At 68.3% G+C, this 20,821-nt stretch carries 16 protein-coding genes and 2 pseudogenes; 15 read left to right on the top strand and 3 right to left on the bottom strand.

Features of this window, described 5'->3' with window-relative positions; all coding sequences use genetic code 11:
- Window positions 1-76 precede the first annotated feature (76 nt).
- Both F1D05_RS06850 and F1D05_RS06845 read right to left on the bottom strand, forming a co-directional pair.
- The gene (locus F1D05_RS06850) at window positions 77-1,366 is read right to left on the bottom strand and encodes an SAM-dependent methyltransferase (protein WP_185446497.1); all 1,290 of its coding nucleotides are present in this window, start codon (window positions 1,364-1,366) and stop codon (window positions 77-79) included.
- Window positions 1,363-2,742: an FAD-binding protein gene (locus tag F1D05_RS06845; RefSeq protein ID WP_246486480.1), complete on the bottom strand. Its 1,380-nt coding sequence runs from the start codon at window positions 2,740-2,742 to the stop codon at window positions 1,363-1,365. Before F1D05_RS06845 ends, F1D05_RS06850 begins: the two co-directional genes overlap by 4 nt.
- 357 nt (window positions 2,743-3,099) lie before the next feature.
- On the opposite strand from F1D05_RS06845, the gene F1D05_RS06840 reads away from it, so the two are divergent.
- The 11 genes and pseudogenes from F1D05_RS06840 to F1D05_RS06795 all read left to right on the top strand — a co-directional run bounded on the left by F1D05_RS06840 (window position 3,100) and on the right by F1D05_RS06795 (window position 16,736).
- Complete coding sequence (locus F1D05_RS06840) at window positions 3,100-4,032, top strand: 2-hydroxyacid dehydrogenase (RefSeq protein ID WP_185446496.1); 933 nt, start codon at window positions 3,100-3,102, stop codon at window positions 4,030-4,032.
- Between the two features lie 63 nt (window positions 4,033-4,095).
- A complete protein-coding gene (locus F1D05_RS06835; protein WP_185446495.1) occupies window positions 4,096-5,187 on the top strand; it encodes a WD40/YVTN/BNR-like repeat-containing protein in 1,092 nt (363 codons plus the stop codon).
- Between the two features lie 4 nt (window positions 5,188-5,191).
- Entirely contained in the window at window positions 5,192-5,473 is a 282-nt protein-coding gene (locus F1D05_RS06830; RefSeq protein WP_185446494.1) for a ubiquitin-like small modifier protein 1, read from the top strand.
- Window positions 5,474-5,698: 225 nt separating this feature from the next.
- Window positions 5,699-7,387: a dihydroxy-acid dehydratase gene (gene ilvD / locus F1D05_RS06825; RefSeq protein WP_185446493.1), complete on the top strand. Its 1,689-nt coding sequence runs from the start codon at window positions 5,699-5,701 to the stop codon at window positions 7,385-7,387.
- A 460-nt stretch (window positions 7,388-7,847) separates the two neighbouring features.
- The gene (locus F1D05_RS06820; RefSeq protein ID WP_219732995.1) at window positions 7,848-9,596 is read left to right on the top strand and encodes an acetolactate synthase large subunit; all 1,749 of its coding nucleotides are present in this window, start codon (window positions 7,848-7,850) and stop codon (window positions 9,594-9,596) included.
- 79 nt (window positions 9,597-9,675) lie between these two features.
- Window positions 9,676-10,338, top strand: a complete 663-nt coding sequence (ilvN, locus tag F1D05_RS06815) for an acetolactate synthase small subunit (RefSeq protein WP_185446492.1) — start codon at window positions 9,676-9,678, stop codon at window positions 10,336-10,338.
- Window positions 10,339-10,433: 95 nt separating this feature from the next.
- Window positions 10,434-11,454, top strand: a pseudogene (gene ilvC / locus F1D05_RS06810) (ketol-acid reductoisomerase).
- 136 nt (window positions 11,455-11,590) lie between these two features.
- Window positions 11,591-12,820: a S1 family peptidase gene (locus tag F1D05_RS06805; protein ID WP_185446491.1), complete on the top strand. Its 1,230-nt coding sequence runs from the start codon at window positions 11,591-11,593 to the stop codon at window positions 12,818-12,820.
- Between the two features lie 150 nt (window positions 12,821-12,970).
- Window positions 12,971-13,447: pseudogene (locus F1D05_RS39850) on the top strand (NAD(P)-dependent oxidoreductase); the annotation flags it as partial.
- Between the two features lie 76 nt (window positions 13,448-13,523).
- On the top strand, window positions 13,524-14,570 hold the full coding sequence (locus F1D05_RS06800; RefSeq protein ID WP_246486479.1) for an NAD(P)-dependent oxidoreductase: 1,047 nt from the start codon (window positions 13,524-13,526) through the stop codon (window positions 14,568-14,570).
- Between the two features lie 609 nt (window positions 14,571-15,179).
- Window positions 15,180-16,736, top strand: a complete 1,557-nt coding sequence (locus tag F1D05_RS06795) for an alpha-L-arabinofuranosidase B (protein WP_185446490.1) — start codon at window positions 15,180-15,182, stop codon at window positions 16,734-16,736.
- A 118-nt stretch (window positions 16,737-16,854) separates the two neighbouring features.
- On the opposite strand, the gene F1D05_RS06790 is transcribed toward F1D05_RS06795, so the two are convergent.
- Window positions 16,855-17,682 (bottom strand): aldo/keto reductase, encoded by an 828-nt coding sequence (locus F1D05_RS06790; protein WP_185446489.1) that lies wholly within the window; start codon window positions 17,680-17,682, stop codon window positions 16,855-16,857.
- 399 nt (window positions 17,683-18,081) lie between these two features.
- Here F1D05_RS06790 and F1D05_RS06785 point away from each other — a divergent pair, with 399 nt between their 5' ends.
- The 4 genes from F1D05_RS06785 to F1D05_RS06770 are packed head-to-tail and all read left to right on the top strand — an operon-like array spanning window position 18,082 to window position 20,702.
- Window positions 18,082-18,729, top strand: a complete 648-nt coding sequence (locus F1D05_RS06785) for a hypothetical protein (protein WP_185446488.1) — start codon at window positions 18,082-18,084, stop codon at window positions 18,727-18,729.
- Window position 18,730: 1 nt separating this feature from the next.
- Window positions 18,731-19,156 carry a phage holin family protein gene (locus tag F1D05_RS06780; RefSeq protein ID WP_185446487.1) on the top strand — a complete coding sequence of 142 codons (426 nt, stop codon included), beginning with the start codon at window positions 18,731-18,733 and terminating at the stop codon, window positions 19,154-19,156.
- On the top strand, window positions 19,132-19,752 hold the full coding sequence (locus F1D05_RS06775) for a DUF3618 domain-containing protein (RefSeq protein ID WP_185446486.1): 621 nt from the start codon (window positions 19,132-19,134) through the stop codon (window positions 19,750-19,752). The genes F1D05_RS06780 and F1D05_RS06775 overlap by 25 nt, the downstream gene beginning before the upstream one ends.
- On the top strand, window positions 19,752-20,702 hold the full coding sequence (locus F1D05_RS06770; RefSeq protein ID WP_185446485.1) for a YihY/virulence factor BrkB family protein: 951 nt from the start codon (window positions 19,752-19,754) through the stop codon (window positions 20,700-20,702). Before F1D05_RS06775 ends, F1D05_RS06770 begins: the two co-directional genes overlap by 1 nt.
- Window positions 20,703-20,821: the final 119 nt, after the last annotated feature.

Genomic DNA, 20,821 nt, shown 5'->3' with positions numbered 1-20,821 from the left:
CCGTTGCGCTACCGGCGCCCAGGCACGGGGCACCAGGGCGCCGGCCCTCGATGAGGACCGGCGCTGAAGCGACAGTTCAGCTGAGCCAGGTCGGGCGGAGCGGGAAGTCCGAGGCCGCGTCGTCGTGGAGCTTGACGGCGAGGATCTGGTGGAGCTGGGTGTTGTTGCGTTCGAAGCCGACCCGGCAGGCGGCCAGGTAGAGGCCCCAGATCTTCGCGGTCGGGTAACCGACCTCGGCGACCGCCTCGTCCCAGTGCGCGACCAGGTTGTCGGACCAGCCGGCCAGGGTGAGTGCGTAGTGCTCGCGCAGGTTCTCCTCGTGCCGGACCTCGAACCCGGCATCCTGGGCCTCCGCGATGATCCGCCCGGACCCGATCAGCTCGCCGTCCGGGAAGATGTAGCGGTCGATGAAAGCGCCGGTCGGGCGGTAGCGGTTGTCAGGCCGGGTGATGGTGTGGTTGAGCAGCCGTCCGCCCGGGCGAAGCCGGTCGAGCAGGAACCCGAAGTACGACGGGTAGTTGCGGACGCCGATGTGTTCGGTCAGGCCGATCGAGCTGATCGCGTCGAAGTCGCGTTCGGGCACGTCGCGGTAGTCGGAGAACCGCACCTCGGCGAGGTCTTCGAGGCCCTCGCGCTTGATCGCCTCCTGAGCCCACTCCGCCTGCGCGGCCGACAGCGTCACGCCGATCGTCTTCACGCCGTACTCGCGAGCCGCGTGCCGGACCATCCCGCCCCAGCCGCAACCCACGTCGAGCAGCCGTTGACCGGGCTTGAGATCCAGCTTCCGCGCGACCAGGTCGTACTTCTCGTGCTGCGCCTGCTCCAGCGTCGCGTCCAGCGACGGGTAGACCGCGCAGGTGTAGGTCATCGACGGGCCGAGGACGTACTCGTAGAACTTGTTCGACACGTCGTAGTGGTGGTGGATCGCGACCTTGTCCCTGGTCCGCGAGTGACGCAGGCCCTCGAACGTCCGACGCCACTTCGGCAGGTGCTCCTGGGGCGGCGGGGGCGGCGGCTTCAGGTGGCTCCAGCCGAGGCCGCGGACGATCCGCAACGCTTCCGACGGCGACGGCCGCTGGAAGTGCAGCTCGTTGAGCATCAGCCGCATCAGGTCGTACGGATTGCCCGGATGGGAGCCGGTGATCTCCAGATCGCCTTGCACATAAGCCCGCACCATCCCGAGATCGCCCGGTGCGGTCAGCACGTAGGAGAGCCCGCGCTCGGTGGCCAGGTGCATGTGGACCGGGGAGTCCTCGGGGCCGGTCGAGCTTCCGTCGTACGCCGTGAAGCGGAAAGGCAGGCCCTCAGGCGCCACCGCTGTGAGCGCTGCTGCGATCGAAACCTGTGTCGGAAGTGTTGCCGTCATCGACGCGTCACCGCCTTCTCGTAGAGCCCGGTTAGCCGGGCATCGGGGTCGTAGCGATCTTTCACTTCGGTCAGGGCCGGGACGTTGTACAGCTGGTTGAAGGTGTCTCGGTCGTAGTACGCATCGGAGTACAAGGACTTGTGTCCGTCGAAGTTGGCGACGGCCGCCTCGATCCGCCGGTTCATGTCGCCGTCGGCGGCGCCAGGGGCGATCGCGACGGTGCCCCAGAAGCCCACGTTGACGTATGTCTCGGCAGGCTTCAGCGGGTACAACGGCCACGACTCATCGCCGCGCAAGCGCAGCGGGCACAGCCAGACCGGCCGCATCCCCACCTCGGCATCGAACCAGCGCAGGAACCCGGCCAGTTGCGAAGCCGGGATCTCGACATCCTGTACGACGCGCTCGCGGTCGGCGTTGCCGCGTCGCCGATTGATGCGGGCGGCAACTTGATGACGGTTCTCGAACCCGATGATCTTGTGGTAGACGTCGCTGCGCCGCAGCCGGCGCGGCCAGATCCGCCGTACGTAAGGGTTCTGGGCACCGAAGGCGGCCGAGCACCAGAACCAGTCGGTGTCCCAGCGCCACAGGTAGTCCTCGGCGGTGAGGAAGTCGGTCGATCGTTGCTGGATCGACTTGTAGAAGATCTCCTGACCGGTGTAGTCACTCGTCCGTACTGCGGCGTCGCTGTTCCGCCCGAGGGTGAGATAGGCCTCGTCCGGGGTGAAGGCGACGCCGTCGACGAAGTGCACCGGCTGGTCGTCGTACGTGCCGGAGGCAACGATCGACTCGATCGCGGGCCCGAGCTCGTCGAGACCGAGCCGGACATGCCGGAGCGCGACGTAGGGGGAGATCAGCTCGAGCTCGATCCGCAGCCGGGTCGCGTAGCCGAGCGAGCCGTACGAGTTCGGGAAGGTCCGGAACAGGGCGGCGTGCTCACCCTCGGGCCGGGCGGTGACGAGCTCGCCGGAGCCGGTGAGGATGTCGAGCTCGAGCACGGACTCGTGCGGCAGGCCGTTGCGGAACGACGTCGACTCGATCCCGAGGCCGGTGACCGCGCCGCCCAGCGTGATCGTGCGCAACTGCGGCACCACCAGCGGCATCAGTCCGTGCGGCAGGGTCGCGGCGACCAGGTCCTCGTAGGTGCACATGCCCTGTACGTCGGCGGTGCGCCCGACCGGATCGACGCTGATCACGCCGGTCAGGCCGGAGACGTCGAGCCCTGGTGTCTCGACCGCCGTTCGGGGACGGAACAGGTTGGAGCTGCGCTTGGCCAGCCGGACGGGTTGCCCCGCCGGGATGCGCTGGTAGGACGCTCGCAGCCGTCCTACGGCCTGATCGTGATCGAGGGTAGAGGCCAGATCCGATGTCGAAGGCACCGATCCAGAGTACGACCAGAAACCCTGCCGGGCACGGAATTCTCACCGGGCTCGAGTCCCCTTTAGGACCACTCGGTCCAGTGGTCCGCAACCGGGGAAAGAATTCCGGGCCGGGATGTCATCTTCGCCCGAGCGGCTCCGACGTTCTGGTAGAGCGGCGGCGCCGGTGCCGTCGGCGACGAGGAGGAAACATGATCGATCTGGCACCCGCCTGTCGCGAGCTGTCCGAACTTGTGACCAGGCCTGGGGCAAGATCGCGCTCGCCGAGGTCGTGGTGCACGGGTGGGACCTCGCCAAGGCCACCGGCCGGCCGTTCGAGCTGCCCGAAGAGGGCGTGCGGGCGGGTAGGTTCGGGACATGGCTGATGCGGTGAAGGCGTTGCTGCCGTGGAAAGACGCGGACAGCTTCCTCGGTGGGCTGCCGGCGGGATTCGACGTCGAGTACTTCGCGGGTGGTGAGCGGCCGCCCTCGCTGGACTCGGTCGAGTTCTACGTGCCCAGTTACATGGGCGGCCCGGCGCTGGCCGAGATCGTCGGCGAGATGCCCGCGCTGAAGGTCGTGCAGACCCAGACGGCCGGGTTCGAGAACTTCCTGCCGCATCTCGGTGAAGGTGTGACCTTGTGCAACGCGCGTGGCGTCCATGACGCTTCCACGGCCGAGCTCGCGGTCGGGCTGATCCTGGCGTCGTACCGGAATCTCCCGCGGGCGGTGCGCGACCAGGAGCAAGGGATCTGGCCCACGTCGTACGCGGAGATGGACGACTCGCTTGCCGACCGGACCGTGCTGATCCTCGGCTACGGCTCGATCGGCGAGGCGCTGGAACGCCGGCTGGCCGGGTTCGAGTGCTCCGTACTCCGGGTGGCCCGCCGCGCGCGGGAGGGCGTCTCCCCGATCACCGATCTGCCGGCGCTGCTGCCGGAGGCCGACGTGGTCGTGCTGCTGACCCCGGCCACGGCGGAGACCCGCGGTCTGGTCGACGAGAAGTTCCTCGCCCGGATGAAGGACGGCGCCCTGCTGGTGAATGTCGCTCGCGGTGTCGTCGTGGACACCGAGGCGTTGCTCGCCGCGCTGACCTCGGGCCGGATCCGCGCCGCGCTGGACGTCACGGATCCCGAACCGTTGCCCGCCGGTCATCCGTTGTGGTCTGCTCCGAACGTACTGGTGAACCCACACCGCGGCGGCGCCTCGACGGCCTTCGAGCCCCGGGTCGCCCGCCTGGTCCGCGCTCAGTTGGAGCGCTATACAACCGGCGTACCGCTGATCAACGTGGTGGCGGGTCCGCCCAGATAAAAAACTGTCGGTGGCGGCCGCTTGGATCTGACCAAGGGCCGTTTCTGGTAAGGGAGGACGACGATGTCCGAGGCTGTACTGCTGATCGGGACCAAGAAGGGACTCTGGGTCGGCCGGAGTGATGCCGGGCGCCGGGAGTGGACCCTGGAGGGGCCGTCCTTCGAGATGCAGGGCGTCTACTCGGTGGGGATCGACACCCGTGGCGACCGGCCACGCCTGTTCGCGGGCGGGACCAGCGAGCACTGGGGCCCGGCCGTGTTCCACTCCGACGACCTCGGCCGGAGCTGGGCCGAGCCACCGGAGGGCTCGATCGGCTTCCCCGCCGACGCGGATGCCTCGGTCGAGCGCGTCTGGCAGATCCAGCCCGCGCCCGCCAGTCAGCCAGGAGTCGTGTACGCCGGTGCGCAGCCGTCCTCGTTGTGGAAGTCGGCCGACGGGGGAGTGACGTTCGAGCTGGTCCGCGCCCTGTGGGACCACCCCCATCGCAAGGACTGGGGCGCCGGTTTCGGCGGCCAGGCGATCCACACCGTGCTGCCGGATTCGGCGGATCCCGCGCGGCTGAGCGTGGCGATGTCCACCGGCGGGGTCTACCAGACGACCGACGGTGGCGAGACCTGGAAGCCGGCGAACCAGGGCATCAAGGCGTACTTCTTCCCCGATCCTTATCCCGAGTTCGGCCAGTGCGTGCACAAGCTCGCCGCGCACCCGGACCGGCCGGACCGGATGTTCGCGCAGAACCACCACGGCGTCTACCGCTCCGACGACGGCGGCGCGATCTGGAAGTCGATCGCGGACGGCCTGCCGTCGGACTTCGGCTTCCCGATCGTGGTGCATCCGCACGAGCCGGACACGGTCTACGTCTTCCCGCTGATCGCCGACGGGAACAGGATCCCCACCGACGCGAAGTGCCGGGTCTACCGGTCCCGCGACGCGGGCTCCAGCTGGGAAGCCCTGACGAACGGGCTGCCCGACGTCCCGTCGTACGCGCCGGTCCTGCGGGACGCGCTCTGTACCGACGAGGGTTCGCCGGCCGGGGTGTATGTCGGCACCCGGGACGGCTGCGTCTACGCCAGCGCCGACTCCGGCGACAGCTGGACCGAGGTGGCCCGCCACCTGCCCGACGTACTGACCGTCCGCGCAGCGGTCATCGACTGACGCGATGAAGATCGGAGTGAAGCTCCCGACGGTGCTGCGGCCCTTCGCGGGAGACCTGGAACGGCTAGAGGTCGAGCCGGCGGAGGCGACCGTCGGTGCTGTGTTCGCAACGCTGGAAGGCGATCATCCAGCGTTGCGGCGCAGGCTGACCGACGAACAAGGCGCCCTCCGCCGGCACGTCAACGTCTTCCTCGGCAACGACAACATCCGCGACCTGAACGGTCTCGACACGACCCTGACCGACGGCGACGAGCTCCTCATCCTCCCCAGCGTCGCCGGCGGCTGATCCGAATCGGCTCGGGCTACGCAGACGCTGGATCCGAGCGGGCTCTGGCTGCGTATGGGTCGTATGACATCGCGAAGGTTGTTCGCCGGTGAAGGTGGGGCGGCGGGGCTCGAGGCGTCGGCGCCGCGTCCGGCGAGTCCGTGATCGGCCGCGCGGGGCGACGTGTCGTAGTACTGGAGTGGGGGTCGGGAGTCTTGTCGGGCCGGCGCTCCTACAGTGAGCTGTATGGGTACTGATGGCGGGCCGGATATCAAGCCGCGGAGTCGGACTGTCACCGATGGGCTGGAGGCGACCGCTTCGCGCGGGATGCTCCGGGCCGTCGGGATGGGGGACGACGACTGGGTCAAGCCACAGATCGGGGTGGCGTCGAGCTGGAACGAGATCACCCCGTGCAATCTGTCGCTCGACCGGCTGGCGAAGGCGGTCAAGGACGGCGTGCACGCGGCGAACGGCTACCCGCTGGAGTTCGGCACGATCAGCGTCTCCGACGGGATCTCGATGGGCCATGTCGGGATGCACTACTCGCTGGTGAGCCGCGAGATCATCGCCGACTCGGTGGAGACGGTGATGGAGGCCGAGCGCCTCGACGGCTCGGTGCTGCTGGCCGGCTGCGACAAATCGCTGCCAGGCATGTTGATGGCCGCCGCGCGGCTCGATCTGGCGAGCGTCTTCCTGTACGCCGGGTCGATCATGCCGGGCCGTCTGGGCGACAAGGACGTCACCATCATCGACGCGTTCGAGGCGGTCGGAGCCTGCGCTCGCGGCCTGATCACTCGCGAGCAGGTCGACGCCGTCGAGCGCGCGATCTGCCCGGGGGAGGGAGCCTGCGGCGGTATGTACACCGCCAACACGATGGCTTCGGCTGCGGAAGCACTGGGTATGTCGCTGCCGGGCTCGGCCGCGCCGCCCGCGGTGGACCGGCGTCGCGACGGGTTCGCCCGCAAGTCCGGCGAGGCCGTCGTGAACCTGCTGGCCAAGGGCATCACCGCCCGCCAGATCCTCACCCGCGAGGCGTTCGAGAACGCGATCGCCGTGGTGATGGCGCTCGGCGGTTCCACCAACGCAGTACTGCATCTGCTCGCGATCGCGCGCGAGGCCGAGGTCGACCTGACCCTCGACGACTTCAACCGGGTCGGCGACAAGGTCCCGCACCTGGGCGACCTGAAGCCGTTCGGCCGGTACGTGATGACGGATGTCGACCGGGTCGGCGGCATCCCGGTGGTCCTGCGGGCGCTGCTCGACGCTGGGCTGCTGCACGGCGACTGCCTCACCGTGACCGGCAAGACGATGGCGGAGAACCTGGCCGACATCGCCCCGCCGGATGTCGACGGCACGATCATCCGGGCGCTGGACAAGCCGATCCACGGCACCGGCGGCATCACGATCCTCAAGGGCACGCTGGCGCCGGACGGTGCGGTCGTGAAGAGCGCGGGCTTCGACTCCGACGTGTTCGAGGGCACCGCGCGGGTGTTCGACGGCGAGCGGGGCGCGATGGACGCGGTCGAGGACGGCTCGATGAAGGCCGGCGACGTCGTTGTGATCCGGTACGAAGGCCCGAAAGGCGGTCCGGGGATGCGCGAGATGCTCGCCGTCACCGGAGCGATCAAGGGCGCCGGCCTCGGCAAGGACGTCCTGCTGCTCACCGACGGGCGCTTCTCCGGCGGTACGACGGGGTTGTGCGTCGGCCACGTCGCCCCGGAGGCGATGGACGGTGGTCCGATCGCGTTCGTCCGCGACGGCGACCGGATCACCCTGGACGTGAAGAACCGCACCCTCGAGCTGCACGTCGAGCCCGAGGAGCTGGATCGCCGCCGCGAAGGCTGGACCCCGAAGACCCCGGCCATCACCAAGGGCGTCCTCGGCAAGTACGTCCGCCTGGTCGGCTCCGCCTCCGAAGGTGCCGTCTGCATCTAGCCCGGAAACCGTGGACAGAGGTGGGGACCTCGGACAGGTTGTGGGGGGCTCGGACACGTTATTTCGTGACCAAGGTCCCCGGTTGGTGTGCAAGGGCACCAGGAGTGACCTCGTGGCCCCCGGGCGCGTCAGCTGCTGGGGGCGGTTCTAGACTGACCAGAAGTAAGACGGGCATCTCACCTAATGAGACACTCAGGCGGCAGGCTTGACCGGATCGAGGGGAGTCGGCAAAAGTGACTGCATGCGATCGATTCTCCTCGTACTTGTGCGGCGCGCCGACTGACGCGACCATCGAGTCGAGCGCGCCCCCTTCAGCCCACCCGGCGGAGGGGGCGTTTTTTGTTGACTCAGCTGTCTCGCCAAGGCGGATTCTCGCGATCCGAGGGCTCGCCTGGCGGCCAGGAGCCGAGGACGATCGATCGCAGCAAAGACACACCGTGACAACCAAGGGAAGGCACTCATGAGTGAGCAGCTGACCGGGGCACAGGCTCTGATCCGCGCACTGGAACACGCCGGCGTCGACACCGTCTTCGGCATTCCGGGCGGGGCGATCCTCCCGGCGTACGACCCGATGCTCGACTCGACCCAGATCCGCCACATCCTGGTACGTCACGAGCAGGGCGCCGGCCACGCCGCCCAGGGCTACGCCTCGGCGACCGGTAAGACCGGCGTCTGTATGGCGACCTCGGGCCCCGGCGCCACCAACCTGGTCACGCCGATCGCCGACGCGTACATGGACTCGGTGCCGCTGGTCGCGATCACCGGCCAGGTCGCCAGCGCCTCGATCGGGACGGACGCCTTCCAGGAGGCGGACATCCGCGGCATCACGATGCCGATCACCAAGCACAACTTCCTCGTCAACGACCCGAACGAGATCGCCAGCACGATCGCGGAGGCCTTCCACATCGCCTCCACCGGTCGCCCCGGCCCGGTCCTGGTCGACGTCACCAAGGACGCGATGCAGGCGACCGTCGACTTCCACTGGCCGACCGAGCTGTCGCTGCCCGGGTACCGTCCCGTCACCCGCCCGCACCCCAAGCAGGTGCGTGAGGCGGCCCGGCTGATCGCCGCCGCCGAGAAGCCCGTCCTGTACGTCGGGGGCGGCGTGATCCGGGCGAAGGCGAGCGAGGAGCTGAAGCAGCTCGCCGAGCTGCTCGGCATCCCGGTGGTCACCACCCTGATGGCGCGCGGCGCACTGCCGGACTCGCACGAGCTGCATTTCGGGATGCCCGGTATGCACGGCTCGGTCTCGGCCGTCGGCGCGCTGCAGAGGTCCGATCTGCTGATCTGTCTCGGCGCGCGGTTCGACGACCGGGTGACCGGCAAGCTGAGCTCGTTCGCGCCCGAGGCGAAGGTCATCCACGCCGACATCGACCCGGCCGAGATCGGCAAGAACCGCGCCGCCGACGTGCCGATCGTGGGTGACTGCAAGGAGGTCATCGCCGACCTGATCACCGCTCTGCAGACCGAGATCGCCAGCAACGGCCGGACGCCGGACTACTCCGCCTGGCGGGGGCTGCTCGACTCGGTCAAGGCGAAGTACCCGGTCGGGTACGACGAGCCGGAGGACGGCAGCCTGTCCCCGCAGTACGTGATCCAGCGGATCGGCCAGATCGCCGGGCCGGACGCGATCTACACCAGCGGGGTCGGCCAGCACCAGATGTGGGCCGCGCACTACCTGCCGTTCGAGAAGCCGCTGCACTGGCTCAACTCCGGCGGCCTCGGCACCATGGGGTACTCCGTGCCGGCCGCGATGGGGGCGAAGGTCGCGCGGCCCGACAAGACCGTCTGGGCGATCGACGGCGACGGCTGCTTCCAGATGACGAACCAGGAGCTCGTCACCTGCGCGCTGGAGGGCATCCCGATCAAGGTCGCGGTGATCAACAACCAGTCGCTCGGCATGGTCCGGCAGTGGCAGACGATGTTCTACGACAAGCGCTACTCCAACACCGACCTGCACTCCGCGCGGATCCCGGACTTCGCCAAGCTCGCCGAAGCGATGGGCTGCGTCGGGCTGCGCTGCTCGGACCGGGAGTCGGTCGACGCCACCATCGACAAGGCGATGTCGGTCACGGACCAGCCGGTCGTGGTCGACTTCGTCGTCCACCGCGACGCGATGGTGTGGCCCATGGTCGCCGCGGGTGCCAGCAACGACGACATCCAGATCGCCCGCGACATGGCCCCCAAGTGGGACGGGGAGGAGCTGTAATGACCGAGCAACGCGAGGGAACAGTCCAGCACAGCCCAACTTGTGCCTCATCGGCGCCCGGAGCGAAGCGAGGACGTCGATGAGCAAGCACACATTGAGCATCCTGGTCGAGAACAAGCATGGTGTGCTGGCCCGGGTGGCGGCGCTGATCTCGCGGCGCGGGTTCAACATCGACTCACTGGCCGTCGGCCCGACCGAGCACCCGGAAGTTTCCCGGATGACCATCGCGGTCAGCGTGGACGAGCAGCCTTTGGAGCAGATCACCAAGCAGCTGAACAAGCTGGTGAACGTGATCAAGATCGTCGAACTCGAGCCGACCGCCACCGTGCAGCGTGAACTGCTGCTGGTGAAGGTGAAGGCGGACACTCTGAGCCGCGGGCAGGTGCTGGAGACCGTCCAGCTGTTCCGTGCGAAGGTTGTCGACGTGGCTCCGGACGCGATCACGATCGAGGCGACCGGCAATCCCGAGAAGCTCGAGGCCATGCTCCGGGTGCTGGAACCCTTCGGCGTCCGGGAGCTGGTGCAGTCCGGCATGGTCGCGATCGGCCGGGGCAGCCGCTCCATCTCCGACCGCACCCTCCGCCCCGTCCCGGTGCCGCCGCCACACGTGGCGTCCAGGGCTCCGACCTTGCAGGCCCGGCCTGCGAACGCACCGGCCACCGCGGCCGGCGTACACCCGAACCACCCGGTGCCGGCGCCGCCGCCGGGCCACCGTCCCGCTGCTCCCGTCAGGCACAGCTGACCCGCAGCAGGCCGGAATTACCCGCGCCGGCGCCGAAGTACAGGCCGGTAGACCTTCAAGAAAATCAAGGAGACGAGCTCCAAGTGGCAGCAGAAATGTTCTATGACGACAACGCCGACCTGTCGGTGATCCAGGGCCGCAACGTGGCCGTGCTCGGCTTCGGCAGCCAGGGCCACGCCCACGCGCTGTCGCTGCGCGACTCGGGCGTCGACGTCCGGGTCGGACTGCCGGAGGGCTCGAAGAGCCGGGCCAAGGCCGAGGCGCAGGGCCTGCGGGTGCTGAGCCCGTTCGAGGCGTGCGAGGAGGCCGACGTGATCGTCGTGCTCGCGCCGGACCCGGCCCAGCGCAGCCTCTACAAGGAGGCCATCGAGCCGAACCTGGTCGACGGCGACGCGCTCGTCTTCGGGCACGGCTTCAACATCCGCTTCGGCTACATCTTGCCCCCGGGCCGGCGTGGACGTCTTCATGGTCGCCCCGAAGGGCCCCGGCCACCTCGTACGCCGTGAGTTCAGCGAAGGCCGCGGCGTCCCCGTGCTCGTCGCCGTCGAGCAGGACGCGTCCGGTAAGGCCTGGGACCTGGCCCTCGCCTACGCCAAGGGCATCGGCGGCCTCCGCGCCGGCGGGATCAAGACCACCTTCACCGAGGAGACCGAGACCGACCTGTTCGGTGAGCAGGCTGTCCTCTGCGGTGGCGTCTCGCAGCTGATCCAGTCCGGCTTCGAGGTACTGACCGAGGCCGGCTACCAGCCCGAGGTCGCGTACTTCGAGTGCCTGCACGAGCTCAAGCTCATCGTCGACCTGATCTACGAAGGCGGCATCGCCAAGCAGCGCTGGTCGGTGTCCGACACCGCCGAGTACGGCGACTACGTGTCCGGCCCGCGGATCATCGACGCGTCGGTCAAGCAGCGGATGGTCGAGGTGCTCGGTGACATCACCGACGGCACCTTCGCTGCCCGCTTCATCGCCGACCAGGACGCCGGCGCGCCGGAGTTCGCGGAGTTCCGCAAGAAGAGCCAGGAGCACCCGATCGAGGCCGTCGGCAAGGAGCTGCGTGGCCTGATGGCGTGGGTCAAGTCGCACGACGACGACTACGTCGAGGGCAGCGCCGCGCGCTGACCTCCCGCTGACGGGGCACTAGGGACGCCCGGGCCGCCACATTTGTGGCGACCCGGGCGTTGTGGCTTTGTCAGAAAGAAATCGGGACAGCTCTCTGACAGAATCGGAGCCGACACCAGTCACCGGGAGGTTGGGGATGGAAGACGGCCGGCGCGAGCTGCCGAAGCCACCCCGGCGTATCCCGAGCTGGGCGGTCGTCGACGACGAGGTGACGGCCGGGAGCCGGACGACGATCCAGCCCCGGACCGCGCCGGTCCAGCCTTCCAGGCAGGCGAAACCGCCCCGCGGGCCGGGCGTGCTGGCGATCATCCCGTTAGTGGTGATCGTGCTGGCCGTCGGCCTTGGAGCCGGCTGGGTGCTCCGGTCGCAGGGCCAGAGTTCCGGAGATCTGAGCCTGGACACAGGCACGGTGCTGAGGGCGACCGGGCCAAGCGTCGTACGAGTGCTGGCCAGTACTTGTGCGGGGACGGGTGAAGCGACCGGCGTGTTGTTCGACGATGGGCGAGTGCTCACCGCCGCGTCGGCCATCCGGCAGCCGGTGTCGATCGCCGCGATGACAGTGGACGGCCGGATTCGCAGAGCCACTGTGGTCGGCACCAGCGCCGACGGAGTCGCAGTGCTGCAGATGCAGGGCAGCTTCGACATCTCGACCGCCACGCTCGCGTCGGAGGCTCCGGATGCCAAGGCCGAGCGCGCGATCATCGCGTACGACCAGACGGGCAAACAGTCGATCCAGCGGGCCGGGACTACGCAGGAGCCGCGCGCGCTGCCCGAGTTCCTCGACCCTGCCTCGGTCGGCGCGCCAGTGCTCAACCGGAACGGCCACGTCACCGGTTTGGTGACTGGCAACACCGTTGCCTCCGGCAAGATCATCGGCCTGGACGAAGTCCGCCGGTACGCCGGCTTGGAGCCCGCCGTCACCGCCGAGCCGACTGGGAACTGCCTCGCCCATGGGCCGCGAACGGCGGTCCAGCCTTCGCTCGACGTCGCCGCCAGTCCGTTGGCCACCGAGATCCAGCGGCTGTTCGCGGCGTACTTCAGAGCGCTGAATCAGCACGACTTCCTGGCGATGCGGGACACCTATTCACACGAGCTCGCCTTGACCAGTACCGACGCCGACTTCGTCCGGGCGCACGGGACGTCGTACGCGTTCCGCCCGGTGATCACCGAGGTGGTTGGCACGGGGGAGAAGAACGCGACTGCGCGGGTGACTTTCACGGTGCTTTTCTCACCGAAGAGCACTGGGGCGAAGGGGACGACCTGCAGCCGGCTGGACCTGCGCTACCGGCTGGTCCGCGAGCAGGGCCGGCTCGGGATCGATTCGGCCACCAGCGTCGCTTCCAACCAGAGCTGCGACACCGACTGAGCTTCCGCAGTACGGGTCGGGCTGCCCGTCTTACGCGGTTTGATACCCCCGGAGTGGTGAACTGAACGGCTGGTAGCATCGTTTCCAGCGGGCACAGCGCGGTGCTCTGATCTTTCGAGCCCCCAACCGCTTCTGCAGGAGACATCTCCCATGACTGACGCTCAACGGCCCGTCGTCCTGATCGCCGAAGAACTGTCCCCGGCCACCGTCGAGGCGCTCGGCCCCGACTTCGAGATCCGGCACGCGAACGGCGCCGACCGCGCCGAACTGCTGCCGGCCATCGCCGATGTCGACGCCATCCTGATCCGCAGCGCCACCAAGGTGGACGCCGAGGCGCTCGCCGCGGCGAAGAAGCTCAAGGTCGTCGCCCGCGCCGGCGTCGGCCTCGACAACGTCGACGTGAAGGCCGCGACCCAGGCCGGTGTGATGGTCGTCAACGCGCCGACCTCCAACATCGTCAGCGCCGCCGAGCTCGCCGTCGCGCTGCTGCTCGCCGCCGCCCGCCGGGTCCCGGCTGCCGACCTCTCGCTGAAGAACGGCGAGTGGAAGCGGTCGAAGTTCTCCGGCGTCGAGCTGTTCGAGAAGACCGTCGGCATTGTCGGCCTCGGCAAGATCGGCGTCCTGGTCGCCCAGCGGCTGGCCGCCTTCGGCATGAACGTGATCGCGTACGACCCGTACGTCCAGGCCGGCCCGCGCCGCCCAGATGGGGGTCCGGCTCGCGTCCCTGGACGAGCTGCTTGCAGCCTCGGACTTCATCTCCGTGCACCTGCCGAAGACCCCGGAGACCATCGGCCTGATCGGCGACGAGCAGCTGCACAAGGTCAAGCCCGAGGTCATCATCGTCAACGCGGCCCGTGGTGGCATCGTCGACGAGGCCGCCCTGTACTCCGCTCTCAAGGAGGGCCGGGTCGCGGCCGCCGGGCTGGATGTCTTCGCCAAGGAGCCGTGCACCGACTCCCCGCTGTTCGAGTTCGAGAACGTCGTCGCGACTCCGCACCTGGGCGCCTCCACCGAGGAAGCGCAGGAGAAGGCCGGTATCGCCGTCGCGAAGTCTGTCCGGCTCGCCCTGTCCGGTGAACTCGTGCCGGACGCGGTCAACGTCCAGGGCGGCGTCATCGCCGAGGAGGTTCGGCCTGGCATCGCGCTGACCGAGAAGCTCGGCCGGATCTTTACCGCGCTGGCCGGCGGCGTCGCGCAGCAGCTCGATGTCGAGGTCCGTGGCGAGATCACCGAGTTCGACGTGAAGGTGCTCGAGCTCGCGGCGCTGAAGGGCGTCTTCGCGGATGTCGTCGAGGACAACGTCTCGTACGTGAACGCACCGCTGCTCGCGGCCGAGCGCGGCCTCGAAGTACGGCTGCTCACGGACCACGAGTCCCCGGAACACCGCAACCTGATCACCCTCCGCGGCACCCTCGCCGACGGCGGCCAGGTCTCGGTTTCCGGCACGCTCGTCGGCGTGAAGCAGTCCGAGCGCCTCGTCGAGATCGACGGCTTCGACCTGGAGGTTGAGCTGGCTGCCCACCTCGCGTTCCTCAGCTACGAGGACCGCCCGGGCATCGTCGGCCAGGTCGGCGGCATCCTCGGCAAGTCCGACATCAACATCGCCGGCATGCAGGTCAGCCGCGACCGCAAGGGCGGCAAGGCCCTCGTAGCCCTCAGCGTCGACTCCTCCATCCCCACCGCAGTCCTCGACGAAATCTCCACCGCAGTCCAGACCGACACAGCCCGTACCGTAGACCTCGAGGTCTGACCTCACCGCTCGTCGAGAGCCCGGCGGACCACCAGCCCGCCGGGCCCCAACGCGCACTCAACTGGCCATGTGACCGGCCAGTAGGTTTTACTAGTCCTACCAAGGACCGGCCTGCCGCCCGCAGGCGCATGGCGGCCGGCCAGGGCCCAGGCTCTCCCACCGGGAGCGCCTGGGCCCACCTTTTGCTGGCACTACGGGTGAGCCGCCCGCGCATGCTCCTCCGTCGCATGCTCCCCACCCCCCCCAGCTACGGCGCCTCCGCTGCCTTGCCCAGAGGTGTCGTCGGAGCGTGGATGCACGCCTTAGCCACACGCGTCTACCTCACTAACCAGGGCTCGCGGCCGGGGAACGCTGAGCCATGGGCATTGCTAGGCGATCGTCGAGGCCTCGATCGCTGGGTCAGCGCTTCGAGAACTGCCGCGACACCAATGGTTGGAACACCGGGCGGCTGATCAGGTGGAAGCGGACCATTGCGCTCCGTTGAGCCGAGCGCTATGTTAGCGCTAACAATCGCTCCGCTATCCCGCCCCGGTTACGCGTCGCGTGCCGGTGCGTCATGCCCGGCCGAGAGCTCGGCTGTGGCATCCGGACGCAACGGAAGGATCATCAATGGCACCACAGTCGAGGTTTTCGCACCCGCGGGCGGCCTTTGCGGCCGTCATCGCCGCCGCCGTCATCGCCGCGAGCCTGGTGGTCGGCGGCGGCACGTCGCAGGCCGCTACCCAGGGACCGTGTGACATCTACGCGGCCGGAAGCACGCCGTGCGTGGCCGCGCACAGCACAACCAGGGCGTTGTACGGCTCCTACAACGGCCCGCTCTACCAGGTCAGGCGGGCATCGGACAATGCCACCCGGGACATCGCCCCGCTGAACGCCGGCGGGGTCGCGAACGCCACGACGCAGGATTCGTTCTGCGCCGGAACCACCTGTCTGATCACGGTCATCTACGACCAGTCCGGCCGGAACAACCGACTCACGCAGGCGCCTCCGGGCGGCTTCAGCGGGCCGGCCGCGGGCGGGTACGACAACCTCGCCAACGCCACCGCGGCGCCGATCACAGTCGGCGGCCACAAGGCGTACGGCGTCTACGTGGCTCCCGGCACCGGCTATCGCAACAACAACACCAACGGCGTCGCGACCGGTGACCAGTCGGAGGGCATGTACGCCGTCTTCGACGGCACCCACTACAACGGCGGTTGCTGCTTCGACTACGGCAATGCCGAGACCAACAGCCGCGACAACGGCAACGGCACGATGGAGGCCATCTACTTCGGCAACAGCAAGTCCTGGGGCTCCGGAGCCGGAAACGGTCCGTGGATCATGGCCGACCTCGAGAACGGCCTCTTCTCCGGGGTGAACACGGGCTACAACGGCAACGACCCGAGCATCAGCCACCGCTTCCTGACCGCCATCGTCAAGGGCGGCCAGAACCGTTGGGCGATTCGTGGCGGCAACGCGCAGTCCGGTGGCGTGTCGACCTTCTACAACGGAGTTCGCCCCAATGCCCCGGGCTACAACCCGATGAAGAAGGAGGGAGCCATCATCCTGGGCATCGGTGGCGACAACAGTGTCGGTGCCCGCGGCACCTTCTACGAAGGCGTGATGACGTCGGGCTACCCGTCGGACGCGACCGAGAACGCAGTACAGGCCAACATTACCGCGGCCGGCTACGCCACCGGCTCCGGCGGGACCGGCCTGACGCCCGGCACGGCCGTCTCCCTGCGCGCCACCACTGCTTGCTGCACCGATCGCTACATCCACCACAGTGGGTCCACGGTGGACACTGCGGTCGTCGGCAGCGGTAGTTCCGCCACTGAAAAGGGCAACGCGTCCTGGACCGTGCGGGCCGGGCTGGGTAACAGTTCTTGCGTGTCTTTCGAGTCCAGGAACACGTCCGGGCAGTACCTGCGGCACCAGAACTACCAGCTCCACCTACAGGCCAACGACGGGAGTTCTCTGTTCGCTCAGGACGCGACGTTCTGCCCGGAGGCCGGCCACAACGCGCAAGGCGTCTCGCTCAGATCGCTCAACTTCTCCGACCGATTCGTGCGCCACTACAACAACAGCGTCTACATCGCCGCCAACGGCGGTACCAACACCTTTGACAACAGCAACGCCTACGCCGACGACGTGAGCTGGCTCGTCAGCTCGCCCTGGGCCTCCTGATTCGAGCACTCGCTCAACAATCGCTCGGCCGGACCGTGGCATTGCACGGTCCGGCCGACGACAAATTCGCTACGCGGGGTCGAGGGCTTGGTAGACCCACGTCCGGGCTGGTTCCTGGTCAGGACCACCACTTCTGGCTCGGCGCCTTCGCGTCGGAGGTCTCACCGGTCGTGTCGAGAGCGTCCAGCGCTTCGACCGATGCTTCGTCGAGTTCGAATCCGAGGACATCGAAATTCTCTTCGATGCGGCCTCGGTGAGTGGACTTCGGGATTACCGACAACCCCTTCTGGACCGCCCATCTGATCAGGATCTGGGCGGGCGTGCGGTCGGTGGCAGTTGCGATCTGCTCGACCACCGGGTCGTCGAGGTGTTCTCCGGTTCCCAGCGGGCTGTAGGCCTGCGCGACTATCCCGGCATCCGTGCAGGCCTCGACCAGAGAGCGGCGGTACAGGAACGGGCTGAACTGGAATTGGTTGGCCGCCGGGGTGATCTGGCTGACCTTGGACAACTCTTCGAGCTCAGCGGCGCTGTAGTTCGAGACCCCGATGCCCTTGGCCAGACCGGCCACGTTGGCCGCCTCCATCCCGGGCCAGGCCCGCGTCGGTCCGCCCTCGGGCCAGTGCACGAGGTAGAGGTCGACGTAGTCGGTGCCGAGTCGTTCGAGGCTCTTCTCCATCTCGGCCAGCGGATCGCGGCGGCCGGGGTGGAACTTCGTCGTCAGGAAGATCTCCTCGCGGGGAATGCCGCTGCTGCGAATCGCCCGCCCGACGCTCGACTCGTTCCCGTACGCCTGAGCCGTGTCGATCAACCGGTAGCCGGTCTCCAGCGCCGCGGTGACCGCACCTTCGCAAGCCGGACCGTCGGGCACTTGCCAGACGCCCAGCCCGAGCACCGGCATCTCGGCGCCGTTCAAGAGTCTCAGGGTCGGTTGAGCGTCCTTCGTCATCGTGTCTTCTCCCATTTTCAGGTCAGCGGCCCAGCGCCACCAATGGCCCTTGTGTACCCGCGCATTATCGGTTTGCTGCTGGGTACCGGCGGCTTCGATCGGCAGTGGTACGGAAGTGTGCCATTTCGCGCCGACCTCATTCACCCGAGCCGCCCCGCGGAGGGCCTTGTACGCCGGGCCGCTCACCGATCTCACCGCTTCGATCTCTCCTGGGAAGGAGAAGTTCCAATGGGTCCCAGTACGAATCATCAAACGGACAGAGAAGGTCCGCCGGCTGCGCAAAGCACCACCGGGGACAGTGCCACGGGTCAGGTCCGAGAAGAAGCCGGGCATCTGAAGGACACCTCCGCCGACGCCGTCCGTCAGGTCGCGGGAACCGTTGGCCAGAAGGCTGCTGACGTGACGTCAGACGTTCGCGAGCAGACCCGGTTGCTTGCTGGTCAGACCAGAGATCAGCTCGTCGAGCAGGCAACACACCAGAAGGAGCAGGCTGCCCGCAGCCTTCGTTCCGTCGGCGACGAGCTGCGTGGAATGGCCGAGCACGGTCAGTCCGGCTGGGGCGCGCAGTTGGCGCAGCACGGCGCGGAGTACACCGATCAAGCCGCTGACTTCCTGCAGAAGCACGAGCCGGGCGACTTGCTGGAAGAGGTTCGCGGACTCGCGCGCCGTCGGCCCGGCATGTTCTTGCTCGTCGCCGCGACCGCTGGTGTGGTCGCGGGCCGGCTGACGCGAGCCTTGGCCGCCGGTACGCCGAGCGGCTCGAGCGGCGGTTCAGGCAACGGAATCAGCCGTACGCCGGGCGGCGTGGCCGGCGGGCGTAGGACGGGAATGGCGCCGGACGACGACTACCTCGTGCCACCGCCTGCGGGTGCACCATCGGCGCCGCCCGTCCCACACACGACGCCCCCGCCTGCCGCCCCCATGGAACCGCCGCCCGGCTCCACGATGCGGCCGCCCGAAGGGACTCAGTTCCCGACACCGACGGTGCCGGATCTGGATCCAGGAGCTCCGGTCGAGCCGAGGTTCGGGCCGGGATCGGGGCAGTGAGATGACGATAGGCGGATCGTCGCCGGACGGCCGGCCGGACCGGTTGTCGATGGACGAGTCGGTAGGAGAGATGGTCTCCAAGCTGACCACCGACCTCGGCCAGCTGACCCGGCAGGAGCTCGCGCTGGCGAAGGCGGAACTGCAGGCCGAGGCGAAGAAGGCGGGCAAGGGCGCGGGAATGCTCGGCGGCGCGGCCGTGGCGGGCTGGATGGTCGCGTTGTTCCTGTCGCTGACGGTGATGTGGGCCCTGGACGAGGCGATGGATCTCATCTGGGCCGCCCTCATCGTCGCCGCACTCTGGGGCGTGGCCGCCGCTGTCCTGGCGACGTCCGGACGCAAACAACTGCAGCAGGTCGATCCCAAACCCGACCAGACGGTCGAATCCCTGAAGGAGGACGCACGATGGCTGAAGACCCGGAAGAGCTGAGACGAGACATCGAACAGACCCGGCGGAACGTCGGCCGCGATGTCGACGCGTTGACCGAGAAGGTGAGTCCGAGTCGCGTCGTCGGCCGGCGAGTGGATCGGGCCAAGGGCGGTGTGCATCGGTTGAAGGAGCACGTGATGGGTTCTTCGGGAGCTGCGGCCGATACGGCAGGCTCGGCGATGTCGTCGGTTCGGGACGCGGGCGGTCAACTCGGCGACGCTGTTGGCTCCGCGCCTGATATGGCGCGGGCGCGGACTCGTGGTACGCCGCTCGCCACCGGCCTGATCGCTTTCGCCGCGGGCTGGGTGGTAGCCGCGGCGATACCGCCTTCGACCCGTGAGCGCGAACTGGCGCAGGAGACCAAGGACAAGGCGATTGAGGCTGCCGGTCCGGTCAAGGAGCACGCTGCGCAGGCGGCTCAGGAGCTGAAGGAGAACCTTCAGGCGCCGGCGCAGGAGGCGGTCGAGCACGTCAAGGAATCCGCTTCGCAGGCGGCGACGGACGTGGCCGACGAAGGCCGGGCGGCGGCTCAGGACGTCGCGCACGAGACGAAGCAGTCCGCGGACAGCGTGCGGCAGGCAGGTTCGTCGAGCTGATGGCCAAGGATCAGCGGCGCGACGTGCCGGGAGTAGAGGCGGACCGGCCCACCGAGATTCCGGCGGCGGGTTGGTGGCAGGTGCTCAAACGGGCCTGGTCGGAAGCCAAGGCCGACCAGGTGCCGCTGCTCGCGGCCGGGGTCGCGTTCTTCGGCTTCCTGTCCCTCTTCCCAGCCGTCGTCGCCGCGGTCCTGACCTACGGACTGGTCGCGGACCCGGCCCAAATACGCAACCAGGTCAAGGATGTGACCGAGGCAATGCCGGCGTCGGGACGCGATCTCGTTCTGCAGCAGATCGATACGCTGACCTCGGCCCCACGGCAGAGTCTGGGAATCGGCTTGGCCATCGCTGTCGTGGCGGCATTTTGGAGCGCCTCGGGCGGGATCGGGAACCTGCTGACCGCGGTGAACCTCGCGTACGACGAGGACGAGACGCGCGGTTTCGTGCGACGCAAGGGCCTTGCCCTGCTGATGACCCTGGGCGCGATCGTCTTCATCGTCCTCGCGTTGGTGCTCTTCGCAGCCGGCGCGGCGATCGGCGCCAACCTGCCGGGGCCGCTGCGGATTCTGCTGATAGTCGTGCGATTGCTGCTGGCGATCGGCCTGATCACCGTGACGCTGGCCGTCGTCTACCGCCTCGGCCCCGACCGAGACGCGCCCCGCCTCCGATGGGTCTCCGTCGGCGCGGCCGTCGCCACGCTCATCTGGCTGGCCGCGTCGATCGGCTTCTCCTTGTACGTGGAGACTTTCGGCAACTACGCCAAGACCTACGGCAGCCTGGCAGCAGTGGTGATCCTGATGCTCTGGCTATGGCTCACCGCGTACGCCGTACTGCTGGGCGCCGAAATCAACGCCGAATCCGAGGAACAAACCGCCCACGACACCACCAAGGGCGCTCCTCAGCCCCTAGGCCAACGCGGCGCGGTAAAGGCCGACTCCCTGCCCCACTGAGGAGGTGGACCGGACCGCCAGGCCATTAGTAGGAGCGGTCCGCCGAGCCCAGGGCGCGATAGTGAGCGTACGGCGGCGGGATGACGCCGGTCTGCAGGCAGTACTGATGGCCTGGCGGT

Origin of the sequence: Kribbella qitaiheensis, from assembly GCF_014217565.1 — a bacterium.
Lineage (GTDB): Bacteria > Actinomycetota > Actinomycetes > Propionibacteriales > Kribbellaceae > Kribbella > Kribbella qitaiheensis_A.
This window is presented reverse-complemented; position numbering and strand designations above follow the sequence as displayed.

Bases quoted from the DNA above. Each gene is read 5' to 3' on its own strand.
- ilvD (WP_185446493.1), top strand. From the start codon at position 5,699: ATGGGTACTGATGGCGGGCCGGATATCAAGCCGCGGAGTCGGACTGTC.
- F1D05_RS06820 (WP_219732995.1), top strand. From the start codon at position 7,848: ATGAGTGAGCAGCTGACCGGGGCACAGGCTCTGATCCGCGCACTGGAA.
- F1D05_RS06795 (WP_185446490.1), top strand. From the start codon at position 15,180: ATGGCACCACAGTCGAGGTTTTCGCACCCGCGGGCGGCCTTTGCGGCC.
- F1D05_RS06780 (WP_185446487.1), top strand. From the start codon at position 18,731: ATGACGATAGGCGGATCGTCGCCGGACGGCCGGCCGGACCGGTTGTCG.
- F1D05_RS06800 (WP_246486479.1), top strand. From the start codon at position 13,524: ATGGGGGTCCGGCTCGCGTCCCTGGACGAGCTGCTTGCAGCCTCGGAC.
- F1D05_RS06805 (WP_185446491.1), top strand. From the start codon at position 11,591: ATGGAAGACGGCCGGCGCGAGCTGCCGAAGCCACCCCGGCGTATCCCG.
- F1D05_RS06830 (WP_185446494.1), top strand. From the start codon at position 5,192: ATGAAGATCGGAGTGAAGCTCCCGACGGTGCTGCGGCCCTTCGCGGGA.
- F1D05_RS06790 (WP_185446489.1), bottom strand. From the start codon at position 17,682: ATGACGAAGGACGCTCAACCGACCCTGAGACTCTTGAACGGCGCCGAG.
- F1D05_RS06835 (WP_185446495.1), top strand. From the start codon at position 4,096: ATGTCCGAGGCTGTACTGCTGATCGGGACCAAGAAGGGACTCTGGGTC.
- ilvN (WP_185446492.1), top strand. From the start codon at position 9,676: ATGAGCAAGCACACATTGAGCATCCTGGTCGAGAACAAGCATGGTGTG.
- F1D05_RS06850 (WP_185446497.1), bottom strand. From the start codon at position 1,366: ATGACGGCAACACTTCCGACACAGGTTTCGATCGCAGCAGCGCTCACA.
- F1D05_RS06775 (WP_185446486.1), top strand. From the start codon at position 19,132: ATGGCTGAAGACCCGGAAGAGCTGAGACGAGACATCGAACAGACCCGG.
- F1D05_RS06840 (WP_185446496.1), top strand. From the start codon at position 3,100: ATGGCTGATGCGGTGAAGGCGTTGCTGCCGTGGAAAGACGCGGACAGC.
- F1D05_RS06770 (WP_185446485.1), top strand. From the start codon at position 19,752: ATGGCCAAGGATCAGCGGCGCGACGTGCCGGGAGTAGAGGCGGACCGG.